The sequence below is a fragment of the Microbacterium dauci genome (assembly GCF_030065535.1).
Lineage (GTDB): Bacteria > Actinomycetota > Actinomycetes > Actinomycetales > Microbacteriaceae > Microbacterium > Microbacterium dauci.
Genome location: NZ_JASJND010000006.1, coordinates 380,507 through 397,897 on the forward strand (window position 1 = coordinate 380,507; position 17,391 = coordinate 397,897).

Annotated in this window: 15 protein-coding genes and 1 pseudogene; 6 read left to right on the forward strand and 10 right to left on the reverse strand. The window is 67.9% G+C overall.

Annotated elements, in window-relative coordinates:
• Positions 1–891 carry a carbohydrate ABC transporter permease gene (locus QNI14_RS10590; RefSeq protein WP_283716555.1) on the forward strand — a complete coding sequence of 297 codons (891 nt, stop codon included), beginning with the start codon at positions 1–3 and terminating at the stop codon, positions 889–891.
• Between the two features lie 99 nt (positions 892–990).
• On the opposite strand, the gene QNI14_RS10595 is transcribed toward QNI14_RS10590, so the two are convergent.
• Entirely contained in the window at positions 991–2,340 is a 1,350-nt protein-coding gene (locus QNI14_RS10595) for an HNH endonuclease (RefSeq protein WP_283716556.1), read from the reverse strand.
• 223 nt (positions 2,341–2,563) lie between these two features.
• Here QNI14_RS10595 and QNI14_RS10600 point away from each other — a divergent pair, with 223 nt between their 5' ends.
• Positions 2,564–2,749: a hypothetical protein gene (locus tag QNI14_RS10600; RefSeq protein ID WP_283716557.1), complete on the forward strand. Its 186-nt coding sequence runs from the start codon at positions 2,564–2,566 to the stop codon at positions 2,747–2,749.
• A gap of 58 nt (positions 2,750–2,807) precedes the next feature.
• Here QNI14_RS10600 and QNI14_RS10605 read toward each other — a convergent pair whose 3' ends face one another.
• The 6 genes from QNI14_RS10605 to QNI14_RS10630 all read right to left on the reverse strand — a co-directional run bounded on the left by QNI14_RS10605 (position 2,808) and on the right by QNI14_RS10630 (position 10,511).
• Complete coding sequence (locus tag QNI14_RS10605; protein WP_283716558.1) at positions 2,808–5,048, reverse strand: exo-beta-d-1,3/1,6-glucosidase; 2,241 nt, start codon at positions 5,046–5,048, stop codon at positions 2,808–2,810.
• Positions 5,045–6,037, reverse strand: coding sequence for an ABC transporter permease (locus QNI14_RS10610; protein ID WP_430539269.1), 993 nt, complete (start codon positions 6,035–6,037; stop codon positions 5,045–5,047). Before QNI14_RS10610 ends, QNI14_RS10605 begins: the two co-directional genes overlap by 4 nt.
• Before the next feature lie 15 nt (positions 6,038–6,052).
• Positions 6,053–7,135 (reverse strand): ABC transporter permease, encoded by a 1,083-nt coding sequence (locus QNI14_RS10615; protein ID WP_283716560.1) that lies wholly within the window; start codon positions 7,133–7,135, stop codon positions 6,053–6,055.
• Positions 7,132–7,944 (reverse strand): ABC transporter ATP-binding protein, encoded by an 813-nt coding sequence (locus QNI14_RS10620; protein ID WP_283716561.1) that lies wholly within the window; start codon positions 7,942–7,944, stop codon positions 7,132–7,134. The genes QNI14_RS10615 and QNI14_RS10620 overlap by 4 nt, the downstream gene beginning before the upstream one ends.
• A complete protein-coding gene (locus QNI14_RS10625) occupies positions 7,941–8,759 on the reverse strand; it encodes an ABC transporter ATP-binding protein (protein ID WP_283716562.1) in 819 nt (272 codons plus the stop codon). The genes QNI14_RS10620 and QNI14_RS10625 overlap by 4 nt, the downstream gene beginning before the upstream one ends.
• Positions 8,760–8,846: 87 nt before the next feature.
• Positions 8,847–10,511: an ABC transporter substrate-binding protein gene (locus tag QNI14_RS10630; protein WP_283716563.1), complete on the reverse strand. Its 1,665-nt coding sequence runs from the start codon at positions 10,509–10,511 to the stop codon at positions 8,847–8,849.
• A gap of 178 nt (positions 10,512–10,689) precedes the next feature.
• On the opposite strand from QNI14_RS10630, the gene QNI14_RS10635 reads away from it, so the two are divergent.
• Both QNI14_RS10635 and QNI14_RS10640 read left to right on the forward strand, forming a co-directional pair.
• A complete protein-coding gene (locus QNI14_RS10635) occupies positions 10,690–11,349 on the forward strand; it encodes a TetR/AcrR family transcriptional regulator (RefSeq protein WP_283716564.1) in 660 nt (219 codons plus the stop codon).
• A 76-nt stretch (positions 11,350–11,425) separates the two neighbouring features.
• A complete protein-coding gene (locus QNI14_RS10640) occupies positions 11,426–12,295 on the forward strand; it encodes a MerR family transcriptional regulator (RefSeq protein ID WP_283716565.1) in 870 nt (289 codons plus the stop codon).
• Here QNI14_RS10640 and QNI14_RS10645 read toward each other — a convergent pair.
• On the reverse strand, positions 12,276–13,649 hold the full coding sequence (locus QNI14_RS10645; protein WP_283716566.1) for an HNH endonuclease: 1,374 nt from the start codon (positions 13,647–13,649) through the stop codon (positions 12,276–12,278). The genes QNI14_RS10640 and QNI14_RS10645 overlap by 20 nt on opposite strands.
• 191 nt (positions 13,650–13,840) lie before the next feature.
• Between QNI14_RS10645 and QNI14_RS10650 the strand changes: the two genes are divergently transcribed.
• Positions 13,841–14,368 (forward strand): hypothetical protein, encoded by a 528-nt coding sequence (locus QNI14_RS10650; RefSeq protein WP_283716567.1) that lies wholly within the window; start codon positions 13,841–13,843, stop codon positions 14,366–14,368.
• A gap of 65 nt (positions 14,369–14,433) precedes the next feature.
• A pseudogene (locus tag QNI14_RS10655) lies at positions 14,434–14,754 on the forward strand (MFS transporter); the annotation flags it as partial.
• 155 nt (positions 14,755–14,909) lie between these two features.
• Here QNI14_RS10655 and QNI14_RS10660 read toward each other — a convergent pair.
• Together QNI14_RS10660 and QNI14_RS10665 are read right to left on the reverse strand one after the other, a co-directional pair.
• Positions 14,910–16,244, reverse strand: a complete 1,335-nt coding sequence (locus QNI14_RS10660; RefSeq protein WP_283716568.1) for an MFS transporter — start codon at positions 16,242–16,244, stop codon at positions 14,910–14,912.
• A complete protein-coding gene (locus QNI14_RS10665; protein WP_283716569.1) occupies positions 16,241–17,257 on the reverse strand; it encodes a carbon-nitrogen hydrolase family protein in 1,017 nt (338 codons plus the stop codon). Before QNI14_RS10665 ends, QNI14_RS10660 begins: the two co-directional genes overlap by 4 nt.
• Positions 17,258–17,391: the final 134 nt, after the last annotated feature.

Here is a 17,391-nt window from a genome sequence, read left to right on the forward strand (position 1 = left end):
ATGGCCATCACAACCGTGACCGAACCCGCGAAGTCTCCGCTGACGGATGCCGCGCCCCGACGCCGTCGGCGCTCGTTCAGCTGGTCACGCAGCGGCACGTACCTCGCGTTGACGATCGGGCTGATCCTGACGCTCGCCCCGTTCCTGTGGATGCTGCTCGGCAGTTTCAAGACGCAGGGAGAGCTGCTGCAGCGGCCCATCACGTGGTGGCCCGAGCAGGCGACGCTCGACAACTACTCGCGGTGGCTGACCCAGCTCGACTACGGGCAGTTCTTCTTCAACTCGGTGGTCGTGGCGCTCGTCGTCGTGGTCGGCAATATCGTGTTCTGCTCGATGGTCGCCTACGCGCTCGCCAAGCTCGAATTCCCCGGCAAGAAGGTGCTGTTCGCCCTCGTGCTGCTGACGCTGATGGTGCCGGGCGTCGTGACGCTGGTGCCGATGTTCGTCCTCGTGGCGAACATGGGGCTCGTCAACACGTATCCGGCGCTGATCCTGCCGTTCCTGGCCGGTCCACTCGGGGTGTTCCTGATGCGGCAGTTCATCATGGGCGTGCCCGACGCGCTCATCGAGGCGGCGCGTATCGACGGTGCGGGGGAGTGGCGCATCTTCCTGCGCGTCGTGCTGCCGCAGTGCGGTCCGCCGATCGCGACGCTCGCGATCTTGACGTTCCTCGGGTCGTGGAACAACTTCCTTTGGCCGCTCGTGGTCGCGCAGACCGAGCAGATTTACACGCTGCCGGTGGCGCTGTCGCTGTACTCGGTCGGCTCGAACGGCACGTACTACGGGCTGCTCATGGCGGGCTCGGTGCTCGTTGTGACGCCGATCCTGGTGCTGTTCCTCTTCCTGCAGCGCTACTTCGTGCAGGGCATCGCGATGACCGGCCTCAAGTAAGCCTGAGCTGCGAGACGAAACGCCTGGCGACTGCTCGGGCGTTTCGTGTCGGTCGCCCCGCGGGCGGAGCGAGTCGAAGCGCCTGCGCCGGGTGCTGCGTCAGAACGGCGGGAGTGTGAGGTCGGCAGGGGTGAACGCGACGGCTGGTTGCGGTGCGTCTTCTCTGTAGATCCTGCCGAGGGGTGAGGTCCATTCGAGGACGCCACCCTTGAGTTGTCGCACTCTCCAGCAGGTGAAGTGCTTCATCGAATGATGCCGTTGACACAGGTGGCAGAGGTTGCAGACGTGGGTCTTCCCGCCGAGCGCGTGATCTTCGTTGTGATCGACGTCGCAGCGGACCGCCGCTTGTCGGCAGCCGGGGAACCTGCAGTGCTGGTCGCGAGCCTGGAGGTACCGCCGCATCTTCTCGGGGACCCGGTACGAGTCCACGGCGAGGACCGCGCCGGTGATCGGGTGGGTCACGAGCCGTTCCCATTGGCTGTTCCCTGCCGCCAACTGACGAGCGGTGGCTGCGTCGATCGGTGAACGACCCACCAGGTCGCACGCGTCGTGATCGTCACCGGCGAGAGCGTGCGCGGGGATGACGACCTGGATCCGTGCGCGGATCTTCCCGAGGGGACCTGCCGACGTGTCGCGGGTGTCGTCGAGCGCGGGCGTCCCGGCGAGGAGGAGGTCAGCGAGCAGGTCTGCGCGGACCTGGTCCATGCTGCGCGCGTCGGTTGACACGATCTCGGCGCGGGACTCGTTCTCGCCATCGATTCCGAGGGACAGGCCCATTGCCGTGGCACGCTCGCTGCGGGTGTCGATGATCGCCCGACCCATCTGGGTGAGGCGGTCGTGGATGCCTTCGGCGATTGCGGTCGGCATCTTCGCGATGAGCTCGGACATCCCGTCCGACCCGGGCACGATCCGCACGCATCGGCCGGCGGCGGCTGCTTCGTGGCGTTCCGCGAACGACCTTGGGTGCAGGTGCTGGGCGAGCATCTCGAGCGCTGGGCGGACCCGATTGGGGGTGTCGCGTTCACATCTGGGGATCGCGGCATCCGCGAACTGACCCCGCAACTCCGGCGGGAGGATCGACCCGGCGGCCACGATCGTGAGGACGTGGCCGCGCACGATCCGCCCGGCCTCCCACGCGTCGAGCGCCGCCGGGTAGTCCTCGACGATCGTTCGTGCCTCATCGATCCGGCGCTGCATCGTCCGGTCCGCGACCCGCATGATCCCGCCGAGCTCCGCGGAGATCGACCGCAGCACCATGTCCTGCTCGCGAACCCTCGCGGAGGAACCTGCTGCGGTCTTCTCGGCGAGGGCTGCCGCGGCGGCGAGGAGACGGACCTCGTCGATCTGCGCCGCGGTCGCCCGCGCGAGCACCCCTTCAGCCCCGTGAGCCAGCCCGGCGAGAGACGCCATGAAAGCGTCCGATCCGGGAGTCTCTGCGGGGCTGGTCATACCTCCATTCTGGTGAGGGGGTACGACATTGAGAGGGCTCGATTGGGCCTCTCAACCCCAGATCAAGATGAGAAAATCTTCATCCTCCAGACCACAGGATCGCCCCGTCCCAGACACGTGGTCGGCGCCGTGGCATCCGCGAATCGGCGAGCGCGACGTCGCACGCGGCGCAGTTCACCGATCGTTCACGGTGGGCGGCGCCGCGGCGGGTTAGCCTGCGGTCATGACCAGGTCTCGGATGATCCGCAGCATCTCCGCGTTCTTCGATCGCGTGCTTGGGCCCGCCACGTCGAGTCGCCGCGACGACACGCAGCGCGCCGGCGGCCCCGCATCGGTCGACCGCATACAGGCTTCGCGTCGCGCCGAGGGCAGCACCGCGTGGACCCGTATCGGCGGTGGCGGGGTCTGACCTTCGCAGCAGACAGCACGACGGGGACGGGCGCAGGGGCCCGTCCCCGTCGTTGGTCTCAGCGGATCTCGAAGCCGACCGGCAGCAGCGCGGCGTCGCGCGAGGACGGGCCGATGAGCAGCTCGAACGCGCCGGGCTCGACGATGCGGTTGCCGGCGGCATCCACGATCGTGCAGTCCGCGGCGTCGACCGCGACCTCGACGGTGGTCGATTCGCCGGGCGCCAGCTCCACGTGCCGGTAGGCCTTGAGCTCCTTGTCGGCCCAGCTCACTGAGGTCACCCGGTCGCGCACATAGACCTGCACGATCTCGTGCGCCGGACGGTCGCCCGTGTTGCGGAGCGTCACGCGGGCCCGCACGGTGTCGCCCACGCCGACGGCGGGGGTGAGGATCGTGGCATCCGTGTACTCGACGGTGGAGTACGACAGGCCGTCGCCGAAGGCGAAGGCCGGCTCCTGGGTGAGGTCGGCGTAGCGGTCGCCGTGTTGCCCGCGGATCTGGTTGTAGTACGTCGGCTGCTGGCCGGCGTGACGCGCGAACGAGATCGGAAGGCGCCCGGTGGGCTCGATCTGCCCGAGCAGCAGCTCGGCGATCGCGCGCCCGCCCTCCATGCCGGGGTTCCCGACCCACACGAGCGAGGCGTCGCGGACGGTGCTCGGCAGCACCAGCGGCTTCGACGCGAGCAGCACGACAACGAGGGGCTTCCCGGTCGCGGCAAGTGCCTCGAGCAGTGCCCGCTGCCCGCCGACGAGCTCGAGCGTGGCGGTCGAGCGGCCCTCGCCGACGAGCTCGATCCGGTCGCCGACGACGGCGACGACCACGTCGGCCTGTTCGGCGGATGCCACGGCCGCGGCGATCTGCGCAGCGTCGGGCTCACGCGGCACGACGATCGGGGGTCGGGGCTGTCCGTCGGGGAATGTGCCTGCCGGGTCGTCGGTCAGGTCGAGGATCTCCGCGCCGCGGTCGTACGTGACCGTGCCGGGGAACAGCGCCCGAAGCCCGTCGAGCACGGTCGTGATCTGCTCGCGGGGGTGCCCGTCCGGCATCCAATCGATCTGGCCCGAGGAACCCGCCCAGTCGCCGAGCTGCGTCTGCGCGTCGTCGGCGAGCGGGCCGACGACAGCGATGCGCTGGGTCGCCGGAGCGAGGGGGAGGGCGCCGTCGTTGCGGAGCAGCACGAGCGAGCGCCGAGCGGCCTCGAGGTTCAGCTCGGTGTGCGCGCGCGAAGCGATGACCTCGGCGATGCGCGCCGTGTCGGGCAGCCGCGGGTTCTCGAACAGCCCGAAGCGGAACTTCAGCGACAACACCCGCGCGACCGCCTGGTCGATGTCTGCTTCGCTGAGGAGGCCGGATGCCACGGCCTCGAGCGCCCCTTCGAAGAAGCCGGGCGTCGACATGATCATGTCGTTGCCGGCCTTCACGGCGGCGGCGGCCGCGTGGGCGTAGTCGGGCTGCACGTGCTGCTCCCACACCATGCGGCCGACGTTGTCCCAGTCGGTGATGAGGGTGCCGGCGTAGCCCCATTCGCCGCGCAGCACGTCGCTGAGCAGCCAATCGTTCACGGTGATCGGCACGCCGTCGGTGGACTGGTAGCCGAGCATGAAGGTGCGGCATCCCTCGCGGGCGACGCGCTCGAACGGCGGCAGGAACCACGACCGGAGCTTGCGGCGCGACATGTCGGCCTCGCTCGCGTCGCGGCCGCCTTGCGTCTCGGAGTACCCGGCGAAGTGCTTCGCGGTCGCGAGGATCGCGTCGGGGTCGTCGAGTCCGCCGCCCTGGTAGCCGCGCACCATCGCTGAGGCGAGCTCGCCGATGAGGAACGGGTCTTCGCCGAACGTCTCGTTCACGCGCCCCCAGCGCAGGTCGCGCGCGATGCAGAGGACGGGGGAGAACGTCCAATGGATGCCGGTCGCCGCGACCTCCGCCGCGGTGGCACGGCCGACGCGCTCGACGAGGTCGGTGTCCCATGAGGCGGCCATGCCCAGCTGCGTGGGGAAGATGGTCGCCCCCTCCCAGAACGAGTGCCCGTGGATGCAGTCGTCGGCGACGAGCAGGGGGATCCGCAGGCGCGTCTGCGCGGTGAGCTCCGCAGCCCGGACCACCTTCTCGGGCGAGGTGTGGAGGATCGAACCGGCGTGGTGGTCGAGGACGATGCCCTCGAGCTCCTCGCGGGCGTCGAACTGCATCATCTGCCCGACCTTCTCGGGCAGCGTCATGCGACCGAGCAGGTCGGCGACACGGGCTTCGAGGTGGAGGGTGGGATCGAGATAGGGGGCGACCTGGAGGTCGACGGAGGTCATACGGTGCTGTCCTTGGAGGTGGTGGTGGGGCGGACGACGGTGACGGTGTCGTTCACGTCGAGCCCCTTCTTCTTCATCGCGCGCGCCCGCTCGCCGGCCGAACGCAGGCGCGGATTGACGTACTCGTCGATGCCGAAGTTGATGAGCGAGAGGGCGACGCCGATCGCGGCGATGCAGAGCCCCGGGGGCAGGTACCACCACCACTGGTTCTGCCGGAACGCGCCCTGCGCGCTGGCCCAGTTGAGGATGGTGCCCCAGTTGTAGGTGTCGACCGGGATCACGCCGATGTACGACAGCGTCGTGAGCCCGAGGATCGCGGCGGTGACGGTGCCGACGAAGCTCGCGGCGATGAGCGCCATGAGGTTCGGGAGCATCTCGACCGCGATGATGCGGCGGAGCGGCTCCCCGTTGGCACGGGCCGCCTGGATGAAGTCGCGGTTGCGCAGCGACATCGTCTGCGCGCGCAGGACGCGCGCGCCCCACGCCCACCCGGTGAGACCGAGCACGCCGGCGATGAGCACGAGCGGCGGGTCTTCGAACATGGATGCCACGATGATGATGAGTGGCAGACCCGGGATCACGAGGAAGACGTTCGTCAGCGCCGAGAGGCTCTCGCTCTTCCACCCGCGGAGGTAGCCGGCGATGACGCCGACGACGATCGCGATGAGCGTCGCGATGATCGCGGCGAGGAAGCCGACGACGATGACGCCGCGGGTGCCGTGGATGACCTGGCTGAGGACGTCCTCGCCGATGTGGGTGGTGCCGAGCCAGTGCTCTGCCGACGGAGCCTGGAAGCGCGCGGTGTTGTCGACCTTGGTTGGCGAGTACGGCGCGAGCACGTCGGCGAAGATCGCGATGAGGACGAAGAAGCCGAGGATCGCGAGCCCGGTGATCGACTTCGGGTTGCGGAACATCGCGAAGGCGGCGCCCAGGCGCGCGAGGAACGTCGTCCGCGGCGGCTCGGTGGGCTTCGCGGTGCGGAGGGTCATGGTCGCGGACATGGTTCAGGCCTCCGTCTGGCGCGTGCGCGGGTCGAGGAATGCGTAGGCGACGTCGGCGAGGATGTTCGCGACCAGCACCGACAGGGTGATGACGAGGAAGACGCCCTGCATGAGTGCGTAGTCCTTCGCGTTCGTGGCATCCAGGAGCAGCTTGCCCACGCCCGGGTAGCTGAAGACCATCTCCATGACGATCGTGCCGCCGACGATGAAGCCGATCGAGAGGGCGAAGCTCTGGATCTGGGGGAGCACCGCGTTGCGGGCGGCGTAGCCCCACAGCACGCGACCGCGCGGCATGCCCTTCGCCTGCGCGACGGTGATGTAGTCCTCGTCGAGGACGGTGAGCATCATGTTGCGCATGCCGAGCATCCAGCCGCCGAGCGAGGCGATGATGATCGTCACCGCAGGCAGCGTGCCGTGGTGGATCACCTGCCCGATGAACTCGGGGGTGAACTCCGGCGAGACGCCGACGCCGTAGGCCTTGCCGATCGGGAACCACTTGAGGTTGACCGAGAACACCGCGATGGCGAGCAGGCCGAGCCAGAAATAGGGGATCGTGCTGAGGAACGTCGTGATCGGGATGAGCGCGTCGGCGCGGCTGCCGCGGCGCCATCCGACGATCGCGCCGCCGATGGTGCCGATGAGGAACGACACGATCGTGGCGAAGCCGACGAGGCCGATCGTCCAGGGGAGCGACTGCGAGATGACCTCGGTGACGGGGCGAAGGCCGTGCAGCAGCGAGACGCCGAGGTCGCCGCGCAGCAGCAGCGCCCAGTACTCGCCGTACTGCTGCAGCAGCGTCTTGTCGGTGTCGAGCCCGAGAAGGGCGCGGAGCGCGTCGGCGGCCTCGGGGCTGACGGTGCGGTTGCGGGCGAGGTACGCGTCGACCGCGTCGCCCTTCATGAGGCGGGGGAGGAAGAAGTTGATCGTGATCGCTGCCCACAGCGTGAACAGGTAGAACGCGGCACGGCCGCCGAGGAAGCGCCACGGGATGCGCGAGCGACCCTTCACCGCGGTCGTCGCGGTGGTGCCGACCTCGAGTGCGTCGGGGCGGGCGTCGGTGGGGATCTGGGGTTCGACGGCGGTCATCGGGCACCTCCGGTCGGTGCTGCACTTCCCGGTGTCGCGAAGTGTCGTTCGGGATCGGGGGACGCGGCGCGCAGCTCCTGCGTGTACGGGTCCTGCGGGCGGAGGATCACGTCGTCGGCGGTGCCGTGCTCGACGATGCGACCCTGGTTGAGGACGATGATCTCGTCGCTGAAGTGGCGCGCGGTGGCGAGGTCGTGCGTGATGTACAGCACGCCCAGTCCCTCTTCGCGCTGCAGGTCTGCGAGCAGGCCGAGCACGCCCATGCGGATCGAGACGTCGAGCATCGAGACGGGCTCGTCGGCGACGAGGAGGCCGGGACGGGATGCCAGGGCGCGGGCGATCGCCACGCGCTGACGCTGTCCGCCTGACAGTTCGTGGGGGCGGCGGTCGATGACGTCGCTGTGGAGACGCACTCGGTCGAGGAGGCGGTGCACCTCGGCATCGACCTCGCCCTTCGGCACGACGTTGTCGAGGCGCAACGGACGCTCGATGTGGTGACGGATCGAGTGGTACGGGTTGAGCGAGGCGAACGGGTCCTGGAACACCATCCGGAGCTGCTGCCGGTACTTCCGGAGGCCCTTGCCGCGGCGGGGGATGGGGGTGCCGTCGAGGCGGATCGCGCCGCTCGTGGGCGTCTCGAGCTGGGTGAGGATCTTCGCGATCGTCGACTTGCCGCTGCCGGACTGGCCGACGAGGCCGATCGTCTGCCCGGACGTCAGCGTGAAGCTGACGTCGTCGAGCGCCCTGATCTGGCCCGCGCCGCGGACGCTGTAGACCTTCGTGACGCCGTCGAATTCGAGCGTGGTCATCGGGCCACCTTCTCTCCGGTGAGGCGGGGGAACGACGACAGCAGTGTCTTCGTGTACTCGTGCTGCGGGGCGTTCCAGATGCGCTCGGCGGTGTCGAGTTCGACGATCTCGCCCTCGCGCATGATGGCGATGCGGTCGCTGATCTCGAGCAGGAGCGGCAGGTCGTGGGTGATGAAGATGACCGAGAACCCGAAGCGCTCGCGCAGCTGGGAGATCTGCCGGAGGATCTCGCGCTGGACGAGGACGTCGAGCGCGGTCGTCGGCTCGTCCATCACCATGAGCTGGGGGCGGAGGGCGAGGGCCATCGCGATCATGACGCGCTGGCGCATGCCGCCGGAGAGTTCGTGCGGGTACGAGCGGACGCGCGCGGCGCCGACCTTGACGATCTCGAGCAGTTCGGCGACCGCTTCGCGGCGCTGCGTCTTCGTCATCGACGGGCGGTGGACGGCGAAGACGTCGTCGAGTTGCGAGCCGATGGTCGCGACGGGGTTGAGGGCGTTCATCGCGCCCTGGAAGACCATGGAGATCTTGTCCCAGCGGAACCGCCGCATCTCTTCGATCTCGAGTGCGTTGACGTCGATGTGTTCGCCGCCCTTGTCGTGGAAGACGACCGATCCGCTCGAGATCACGGCGGGCGCCTTCAGCAGGCGCTGCACACCGTACGCGAGGGTGGTCTTGCCGCAGCCGCTCTCGCCGGCGAGACCGAGGATCTCGCCGCGCTGGAGCTCGAGGCTCACGTGCTTGACGGCTTCGACGGGGGGATCGACGTCGTACACGACCGAGAAGTCGTGCACGGTCAGCAGGGGATCGTGCATGGGTTCGCTTTCGTGGGTGTCGTGGGGGGGGGGGGGGGGGGGGGGGGGGGGGCGGCGCCCCCCCCCCCCCCCCCCCGCCACCAGGGATTACTCTGCGGGCTCGAGCTGCGTCAGGATCTGCACGATCCCGGGCTGCGTCGGGTCGCCCGAAGCGTAGAGGTCGTCCTCGGACGGCCATCCCACGTAGTTGCGGGTGTTGAACTCACCCAGCAGGGGGTGCGCGCCGAGCGGGATCGCCGGGACGTTCTCGGCGAAGGCCTGCTGCAGCACGGCGCTGGCGGCGGCGCGCTCATCGTCGGATGCCGCGTTCGCGTAGGTGTTCAGCGCCTCGGTGACGGCCGGGTCGTCGAACCGGCCGAAGTTGAACGCCGCCTTGCCGTCGACGATCCACTTGGGGTCCATGGTCGAGGTGTAGAGACCGTAGACGTTCCCGGTGTCCTCGAGCCAGTGGATGATCGCGTCGAACGTACCTTCCTGGCGTGCGGCATCCCAGCCGCCCCAGTCGGGCTGGTCGACCTTGACCTCGATGCCGAGGCCTTCGTCGAGCTCTTCGGCGAGCAGTGCCTGCTCGGTGTTCCAGTCGCTCCAACCGGCCGGGACCGAGACCGAGAACGAGACGACCTCACCGTCGGGGTCGACGAGCTTGTCGGACTCCCAGGTGTAGCCGGCGTCCTCGAGGATGCCGCGGGCCTTGTCGACGTCGACCGAGTAGTCCACGCCCTGGTACTCGTCGATGATCGAGTCTTCGAGGACGCTGCCGAGACCGGTGACGTTCCAGATCGGCTCGCTCGCGCCTTCGCGGGCGATGTCGACGTAGGCCTGGCGATCGATCGTCCACGCGAGGGCCTCGCGCAGCGCCGGGTTGTTGAACGGCTTCTCCTGCAGGTTCATGAACAGGGTGCCGGCGCCCGCGGTGGGCGAGACGAGGAACTGGTTGTGCTCGTCGGCCGAGAGGTAGCTCGACTCGATCTGCGGGATGAAGGCCTGCGCCCAGTCGGCCTCGCCCGAGACGAGCGCGGTGGTGAGGGCCGCGTTGTCGCCGTACGAGACGTAGTTGAGCTGGGGCACCGAGAGCTCGCCGCCCCAGTACTCGGGGTTGGCGGTCAGCGAGACCGACTCGGTCGACCAGTTCGAGAGCACGTAGGGGCCGGTGCCGACGGCCTGACCCTCGCCCGTGAGCGGGTCGGTGTTCGGGTCGGCGATGTCTGCCCAGATGTGCTCGGGGACGATCTGGAAGTGCAGCACGCGAGCCTGCTGCGTGAACTTCGAGCTGTTGAAGTCGATCGTGACGGTGTCGCCGTCGACGGTCACGGCCTTCAGGTCGAGGGCGTTGGTGTCGTTGAGCTTGCCGTCGAGCACCTGGTTGAACGAGAACGCGATGTCGTCGGCGGTGAAGTCTTCGCCGTCGCTCCACTTCACGCCGGCGCGCGCCTTTGCGGTGAGCTGCGTGTAGTCGTCGTTCCAGGTGACCTCTTCGGCGAGCCACGGGGTGGTGCCGAGGTCGCCGGTCGGGTTGACGAGGGCGAGGGATTCGAAGATGACCTTGCCGTAGCCGTACTTCGCGGCGGACGAGTCGCCGAGGTACGGGTTGTTCGACTCGGTGGTGATCGCGCCGTCGGGCTTGGCGATCGTGAGGGCTGCGCCCGACGCGTTGCCGTTGCTGTTGTCGGTGTCGCCCGAGCCGGCTGCGCAGCCGGTGAGCACCAGCGCCGTGGCGAGGCCCGCGGCGGCGAGGGAGGTTTTCAGCCTCATTGCTTCTCCTTCATGAGTGGGTCCCCTGCGTCGTGAGGCCTCGAGAAGGAAGGCCACTCGCCGCTGAGTGGTGATTGCAGTTGAGAACTTACAATCAAGTAAGTAAGTTCACAAGCGCAACCTGCGACGCCGCGTTCGATGCCGGCGCTACGCTGATCCCGCATCGAGAGGAGTGACCATGGTCGACGCCAAGCGGCAACCGCGTTCGCGGCCTGAAACCCTTGCGCGCCGTCGGGTGATCCTCGATGCCGCGGTCGACATCTTCGGCGCGAAGGGGTTCGCCGGCGGGACGCTGCAAGACATCGCCGACCAGGTCGGGATGACCCATGCCGGCATCCTGCATCACTTCGGCTCGAAGGATCAGTTGCTGCTCGAGGTGCTCACGCACCGCGACGAGACCGATGTCGCGAACCTCGAGGGGCAGCACATCCCGGGCGGGATGGAGCTGTTCCGGCACCTCGTGCGGACGGCGTTCGTCAACGCTCAGCGTGCAGGCATCGTGCAGGCGTTCACCGTGCTGTCGGCGGAGTCCGTCACCGACGGGCACCCCGGTCACGCGTACTTCCTCGAGCGGTACCGCAACCTCCGCGCGGAGGTCACGGCGGCGTTCGAGGTTGTGTGCGCCGAGCACGGCGTCACCGATCGGCATGCGGTCGCGGATGCCGCGGCGAGCATCCTCGCAGTGATGGACGGCCTGCAGGTGCAGTGGCTGCTGTCGCCGGACGCCGTCGATCTGGGTCGGGCATCGGAGTTCGCGATCGAGGCGATCGTGTCGGCGGTGCTCTCTCCGCAGGCCTCGCCGCTGGCCGATCCCGAGGGCGTGGCCCCCGGTCGTTGAGCGAGCGCAGCGAGACGAAACGCCCGCACCAGTCGGTGCTTGACCTCGCCCCAAGGGCAGGGTGGAGGGTGACGGTGTGACGCACGATCAGGACGACATGACCGCCGGCAGGTTCGCGGCTGCGACCCTGTTGACGCCGAAGGCGCTGCGGGTCTACGCGGAGCGCGGGTTGCTACGCCCGAGCCGAGTGGATGTCGAGAACGGCTACCGCTACTACTCGCCGAGCCAGGTCGCGACCGGGTGGTTGATCGGCCTGCTCCGGTCGGCCGACCTGTCGCTGGACGACGTCGAGGCGATCGTCGCGGCGGCATCCGTCGACGAACAGGGTGCGATCGATGCGCTCGATGCGGTCATCGAGGCATCGAACCGTCGGAATGACGCGTGTCGTGCCGTGCTCGCCCGAGCGCGGCTGCATCTGCGAAAGGAAGCGACCGTGACCACGGTGCACGCTGGATTCGAGACCGACCGACCTGTGCTGAGTGTGATGCGTCGGGTGGCGCCGCACGAGCTCGATCACGTGATCTGCGACGCAGTGTCAGCGTTGCGAGGGGTGGCTGCCGAAGCCGGAGTCGCCGAAGCGGGTGACCCGTTCGGCATTTTCCATGCGCCGGTGACGGACGACTCCGATGGACCGCTCGAGATCGTCTTGCCCGTGGAGGGGCTGATCGACGCGGGAGCGGACGTGCGGAGTTATCGGCTGTCGGGTGGCGCGGTCGCGCTGCGGTCGGCCGAGGGGACTGAGACGGACTTCCCAGCGGTACTCGCGCTGTACGACGAGGTGCATTCCTGGATCACAGATGCCGGTCGGACACCTGTGGGTCCGCCGCGGGAGATCTGGCACACCTCGCCGAAGGCCGACGGCGGGCTGCGGCTGACCGTCGCGTGGCCGTTCGCGGAGCGCGGGGATGCCCGCACGGGGGAGACCGTCAGAACGGCGGGAGTGTGACGACGGCAGGGGTGAAGGCGACGGCCGGGGCGGGTGCGTCTTCTCTGTAGATCCTGCCGAGGGGTGAGGTCCATTCGAGGACGCCACCCGACAGTTGTCGGACCCTCCAGCAGGTGAACTGCTTCATCGAGTGATGTCGCTGACAGAGATGACAGAGGTTGCAGGTGTGGGTCTTGCCGCCGAGCGCGTGGTCTTCGTTGTGGTCGATCTCGCAGCGAACCGCGGCTTGGCGGCATCCGGGGAACCGGCAGTGCTGGTCGCGAGCTTGCAGATATCGGCGCATCTTCTCCGGCACCCGGTACGAATCGACTGCGAGCACCGTTCCGGTCACGGGGTGGGTGACGAGCCGTTCCCACATCGCGTTCCCGCCCGCGAGGATACGAGCCGTTGCGGCGTCGATAGGGGAGCGGCCCACGAGGTCACAGGCGTCGTGGTCGTCGCCAGCGAGGGCGTGCGCGGGGATCACGACCTGGATGCGTGCGCGGATCTTCCCGAGCGGCCCAGCGGTGCTGTCGCGGGTGTCATCCAACGCCGGGGTGCCGGCGAGGAGCAGGTCGGCGAACAGGTCCGCGCGGACCTGATCGGTCGTGCGCGCATCGGTCGAGATGATCGAGGTACGGGGCTGCTCGTCGTCGCTTGCGTCACTCGCGTCCTCGAGCCCGAACGACTCGCCCAGCCCGGCAGCTGCGGCTCGCTCCCCGCGGGTGTCGATGACGGCCCGTGCCATCTGGGTGAGCCGGTCGTGGATACCCTCGACGATCACGGTGGGCATCGTCGCAATGAGGTCGCTCATCCCGTCGCGTCCGGGAACGAGTCGCACACACCGCTTCGCGGCGGCTTCCTCGTGGCGTTCGGTGAACGAGCGGGGGTGCAGGTGCTGCGCGAGGATCTCGAGCTCGCCTCGCACGCGGTTCGGTGTGTCGCGCTCGCACCGCACCACCGCGGCATCCGCGAAGGCACCACGAACTTCGGGCGGCAGCACCGACCCGGCATCCACGATCGCCATGACGTGGCCGCGGACGATCCGGCCCGCTTGCCACGCGTCGAGCGCGGCGGGGTAGTCCCGCACGATCGTCACGGCTTCGTCGATGCGGCGCTGCATCGTCCGGTCGGTGACCCGCACCACACCGCCGAGTTCAGCGGCGATCGCTCGGAGCACCATGTCGCCTTCGCGCACACGCGCGGGCGAGCCAGCGACGGTCCGCTCCGCGAGGGCGCCCGCCGCGGCGAGCAATCGAACTTCGCGGATCTGCCCCGCAGCGATCTCGCGCGAGGCACCTTCGACCCCGTGCACGAGCCCGGCAAGGGACGCCAAGAAGGCATCCGATCCGGGGGTCTCGACGGGGGTGTTCATGCCTCCATCATGGTGAGGGGTTCCGACATTGAGAGGGCCGATTCCGCGCTCTCAACCCCAGATCAAGATGAGAAACGTCTCACGTTCGCAGATGCGGAGGAGATCGTCGAAACGGAGGATCGAACCCCGCGAAAGCATCCTCCGAATCCGCGATCTCCTCCGTTCGTGAGAAGCCCCGATAGCGTGCTGACATGCCCCGCATCGAGCCAGCTTCGCTCCGTCTGTGCGCCGCGCCGACGCTCGAGCACATCGACCGCGCCGCGCTCGCGGAGTATCCGCCCTCGTATCGCGCGTTCATCGAGCACGCCGGGTGGGGTCGACTGTTCGGGCTGTGGCTCATCTATCCGCCGGTGCGGGACGGCATCGTCGGGCGCGGCGCCCACCTCGACGAGCAGTTCCGGCTGGCGTACGAGGACGGCCGTGAAGAGGACTTCGACTGGATGATCGAGCCCGACGGCGACTGGCAGACGGCCGCCCGTCTGCGCGTGTTCGGCTGGAGCGAGAACGGCGACGCGCTGCTCTGGGACCCCGCGTCCACCCCGACCGACACCGCATCGCCCACCCACGCCGGCGAGTACCCCATCTGGGAGAGCCGGGGCCTGAACGCCCTCCACCGCATCGGCGACGACCTCGGCGAGGCCCTCGCGTCGCTGCGGGAGCGGAACCCGTTCGCGTCGGAGGTGTTCGACCTCGAACCCTTGCGAGCCGACCGCATCTGAGGGGCCCTGTCAGTACACCGTTCGGCAGGGACTCCCGCGCGTGACGCGCGCGGAACCCTGGTGAAATGACGACCCGATCGGATGCCGCCCCGGCACGCCCTCGCCTGCTGCCGAGCATTCTGCTGCTGTTGACCGTGTTCGGCCCGATCTCGATGGACCTGTACTTGCCGGCGTTGCCCGCGCTGATGCGGGAGCTCGGCGCAACGACGTCGGTCGCGCAATTGACGATCACGGCGTGCCTCGTGGGGCTCGCGGCCGGCCAGCTGATCGCGGGTCCGCTGTCCGACCGGTTCGGCCGTCGCCGCATCTTGCTCGTCGGCGTCGCGGCGTACATCGTGACGTCGCTGCTGTGCGCGATCAGCCCGACGGTCGAGCTGCTGATCGCGCGGATCGACGCGCTCGAGACCGGTGTGCGCGGCGGGCCCGAGCCCGAGGTGATCACCCTCGAGACGTTCGGGCGGGTCATTCCGGAGGACTGAGAGATTGATCGCTGAGATGGATGCCGCGCCCTACCGGGCGAGCGGCATCCATCTCGACGGGGTCAGACCGTTGCGAGGTTGTCGCTGCGACGGTCCTTGGCGAACATCGCCCCGACGACGATGAGGACGCCGCCGAGCGCGACGATCACCGCGGGCGTGTACTCAAACGGCATGATGCCCCCGAGGCCGACCATGTAGTTCGCGTAGAAGGCTGGGATCAGGCTCGGCAGCGCGTACGCGACACCGTAGCCGGTTGCCCGAATCCTCGTCGGGAACAGCTCGATGAGGTACGCGGTGATCGTTGCCCAGATGAGGAACGCGCAGACGATCGCGGCGCCGGCGGCCACCGACATCAGCGGCGTGGAAGGGTTGCCGATCGCGACGGCGAAGCCGCCGGCGCTCACAACAGTGATCAGTGCGCCGATGCCAATGATCACCGTGCGTCGGCCGACTCGCTGGCTCAGGTATCCGACGACCGGAAAGAGCACAGCGGCGATCGACGCGGCGGTGAGCATCGTCGCGTTGACCTGTTCGGTTGCGACGCCCAGTCCGCGGAAGTGCGAGGCGAAGACGCCGATCGTGCCATTCATCGAGAACCAGATGCCGGTGACGGTGACGCAGGCCAACAGCAGGGTCGGCAGCATCTCGCGCGACAGCAGCGATCGGTACACGTTGTCGGCCTTCTGCTCGCTTGCCCACAGATCCGACTCCGGCACGGACTTCCAGTAGATGACGAACAGAGTGCTGCACAGGATGAAGCCGACGAAGAACGGTACTCGCCAGCCCCACACCGCATATGCCGACTCTGCGTCACCTTGCGGGAAGACGACGAGCGTCCCCATCGTGAGCAACGTGATGGATACGAGTGCGAGGGGGAACCCCATGTTGATCAGCGATCCGAAGACGCCGCGCAGCCGGGCCGGTGCGTGCTCCATCGCGAGGGGGTTGGCCGCGGTGTACTCGCCGCCAAGGAAGATGCCGTCGAAGAGGCGCAGAACGACGAGCATTACGAGGGCGGCCATCCCGATCTGCGCGTAACCGGGCATGACACACATGATCCCGGTACACACGGCAGAGCCCGCGGCGGCGATGAGGGTTGCCTTCCGCCTGCCCACCCGATCGCCGAGCGGGCCGAAGATTAGCGAGCCGAGGGGGCGCCCGATGATCGACGCGGTGAAGATCGCGGCCGCGAAGAGCGCAGTGTCGATGGCGCTGGAGGCGTTCGGAAGGAAGAACACCATGGCAGGCGCAAGCGCGACCACCGGGAGATAGATGTCGTACATGTCGGCGTAGAACCCGAACATTGCGCCGTACAGGGCGCGACGTCCGTTCTTCGTCGTCTTCTGCGGCGCTGTGGGCGCTGCGGACTGCGTTGACGGGGTGTGGATCGCGGTCACAGGACGACCTCCTCGACGGTGGCGACCGGGGCATCGGCCATGGTTACGATGAGCGGCACGTGCCGCGTCTGGTCGACGGTGACGCTGAAGATGTCGAACCGGTTGTAAGTTCCGACGATGTCCTGCGCCTTCTTCGCGATGATCTCGTCAGCGACGTCAATGGTGGCGTAGATGATCTCCTCGGGTTCCGTTGTCGGTCCCGCGATCACTCTGCCAGCAGGGTCGAGGATCAGTGAGACGGTCCGCGAGCCTCGTAGACGCGCCTCGATCTGCTGGTCTCCGTTCGCGACAGCGTCAACTGCATCGTCGTCGAGTGCCGTAGCCGCGACGATGTTGAAGACCTTCCCTTCGAAGCAATGCGCCGCCGAGCGAATTCGGATGCTCTCGGTGAGGTCATAGTCGTCGCGGTCGGGGCTCCCGTCGAACGGCCAGGTCGACGGGTAGGTCGAAATGTGAATGCGCTCGCCCTGGGCGAGGAGGGAGTAGCGGGCGAGCGTGTTCGTGTTTTCACCACAGATGAGCGCGCCGAGGTTCCAGCCATCGAGATCAACCGGCTTCATGTCGTGCGCGTCGCCGTGCGACCACGTGAGGCGTTCGTGGTAGGTCGCGACGATCTTGCGACGGTGGTTCACGAGTTGGCCGTTGCGATCGAAGATGAGGTTTGAGTTGAAGAGCTGGCCGAGCGTGTGCTCGGCGCGCTCGTTGATCCCGACGGAGAGCACGATGTCGTGCTGTCGGGCGATGCGCCCGAGGCGGTCCGTCTCCGGGCCGGGGACGACGATCGCCTCTTGAAAGAGTCGTTTGTGCAGATCGTGCTGATCGATCGGTGGGAGCACACCGGTCCACGTTGGGAACCCGGGAAGGAAGGTCTCGCCGAAGACGACAAGCTCAGCGCCGTTGTTGGCGGCTTGTTCCACAAGCGTTTCGAGCTTGTCGATCGATCGTGCGGTGTCGAGGAATACCGGCGCAGCTTGCACTGCGGCGGCTCGAACAGTGGGCAAATGGAGTGACATCGAGTTCCTTTTGTTGTATCAATGTAGACAAATTAAAGTGATGGTGTCGCGCGGCATCGGAACAATACGGTTCGGAGAAACGATGTCTGGGCCTCTGCGACAACTAGCAACGCACCTTTAACAGTCAGGAAACA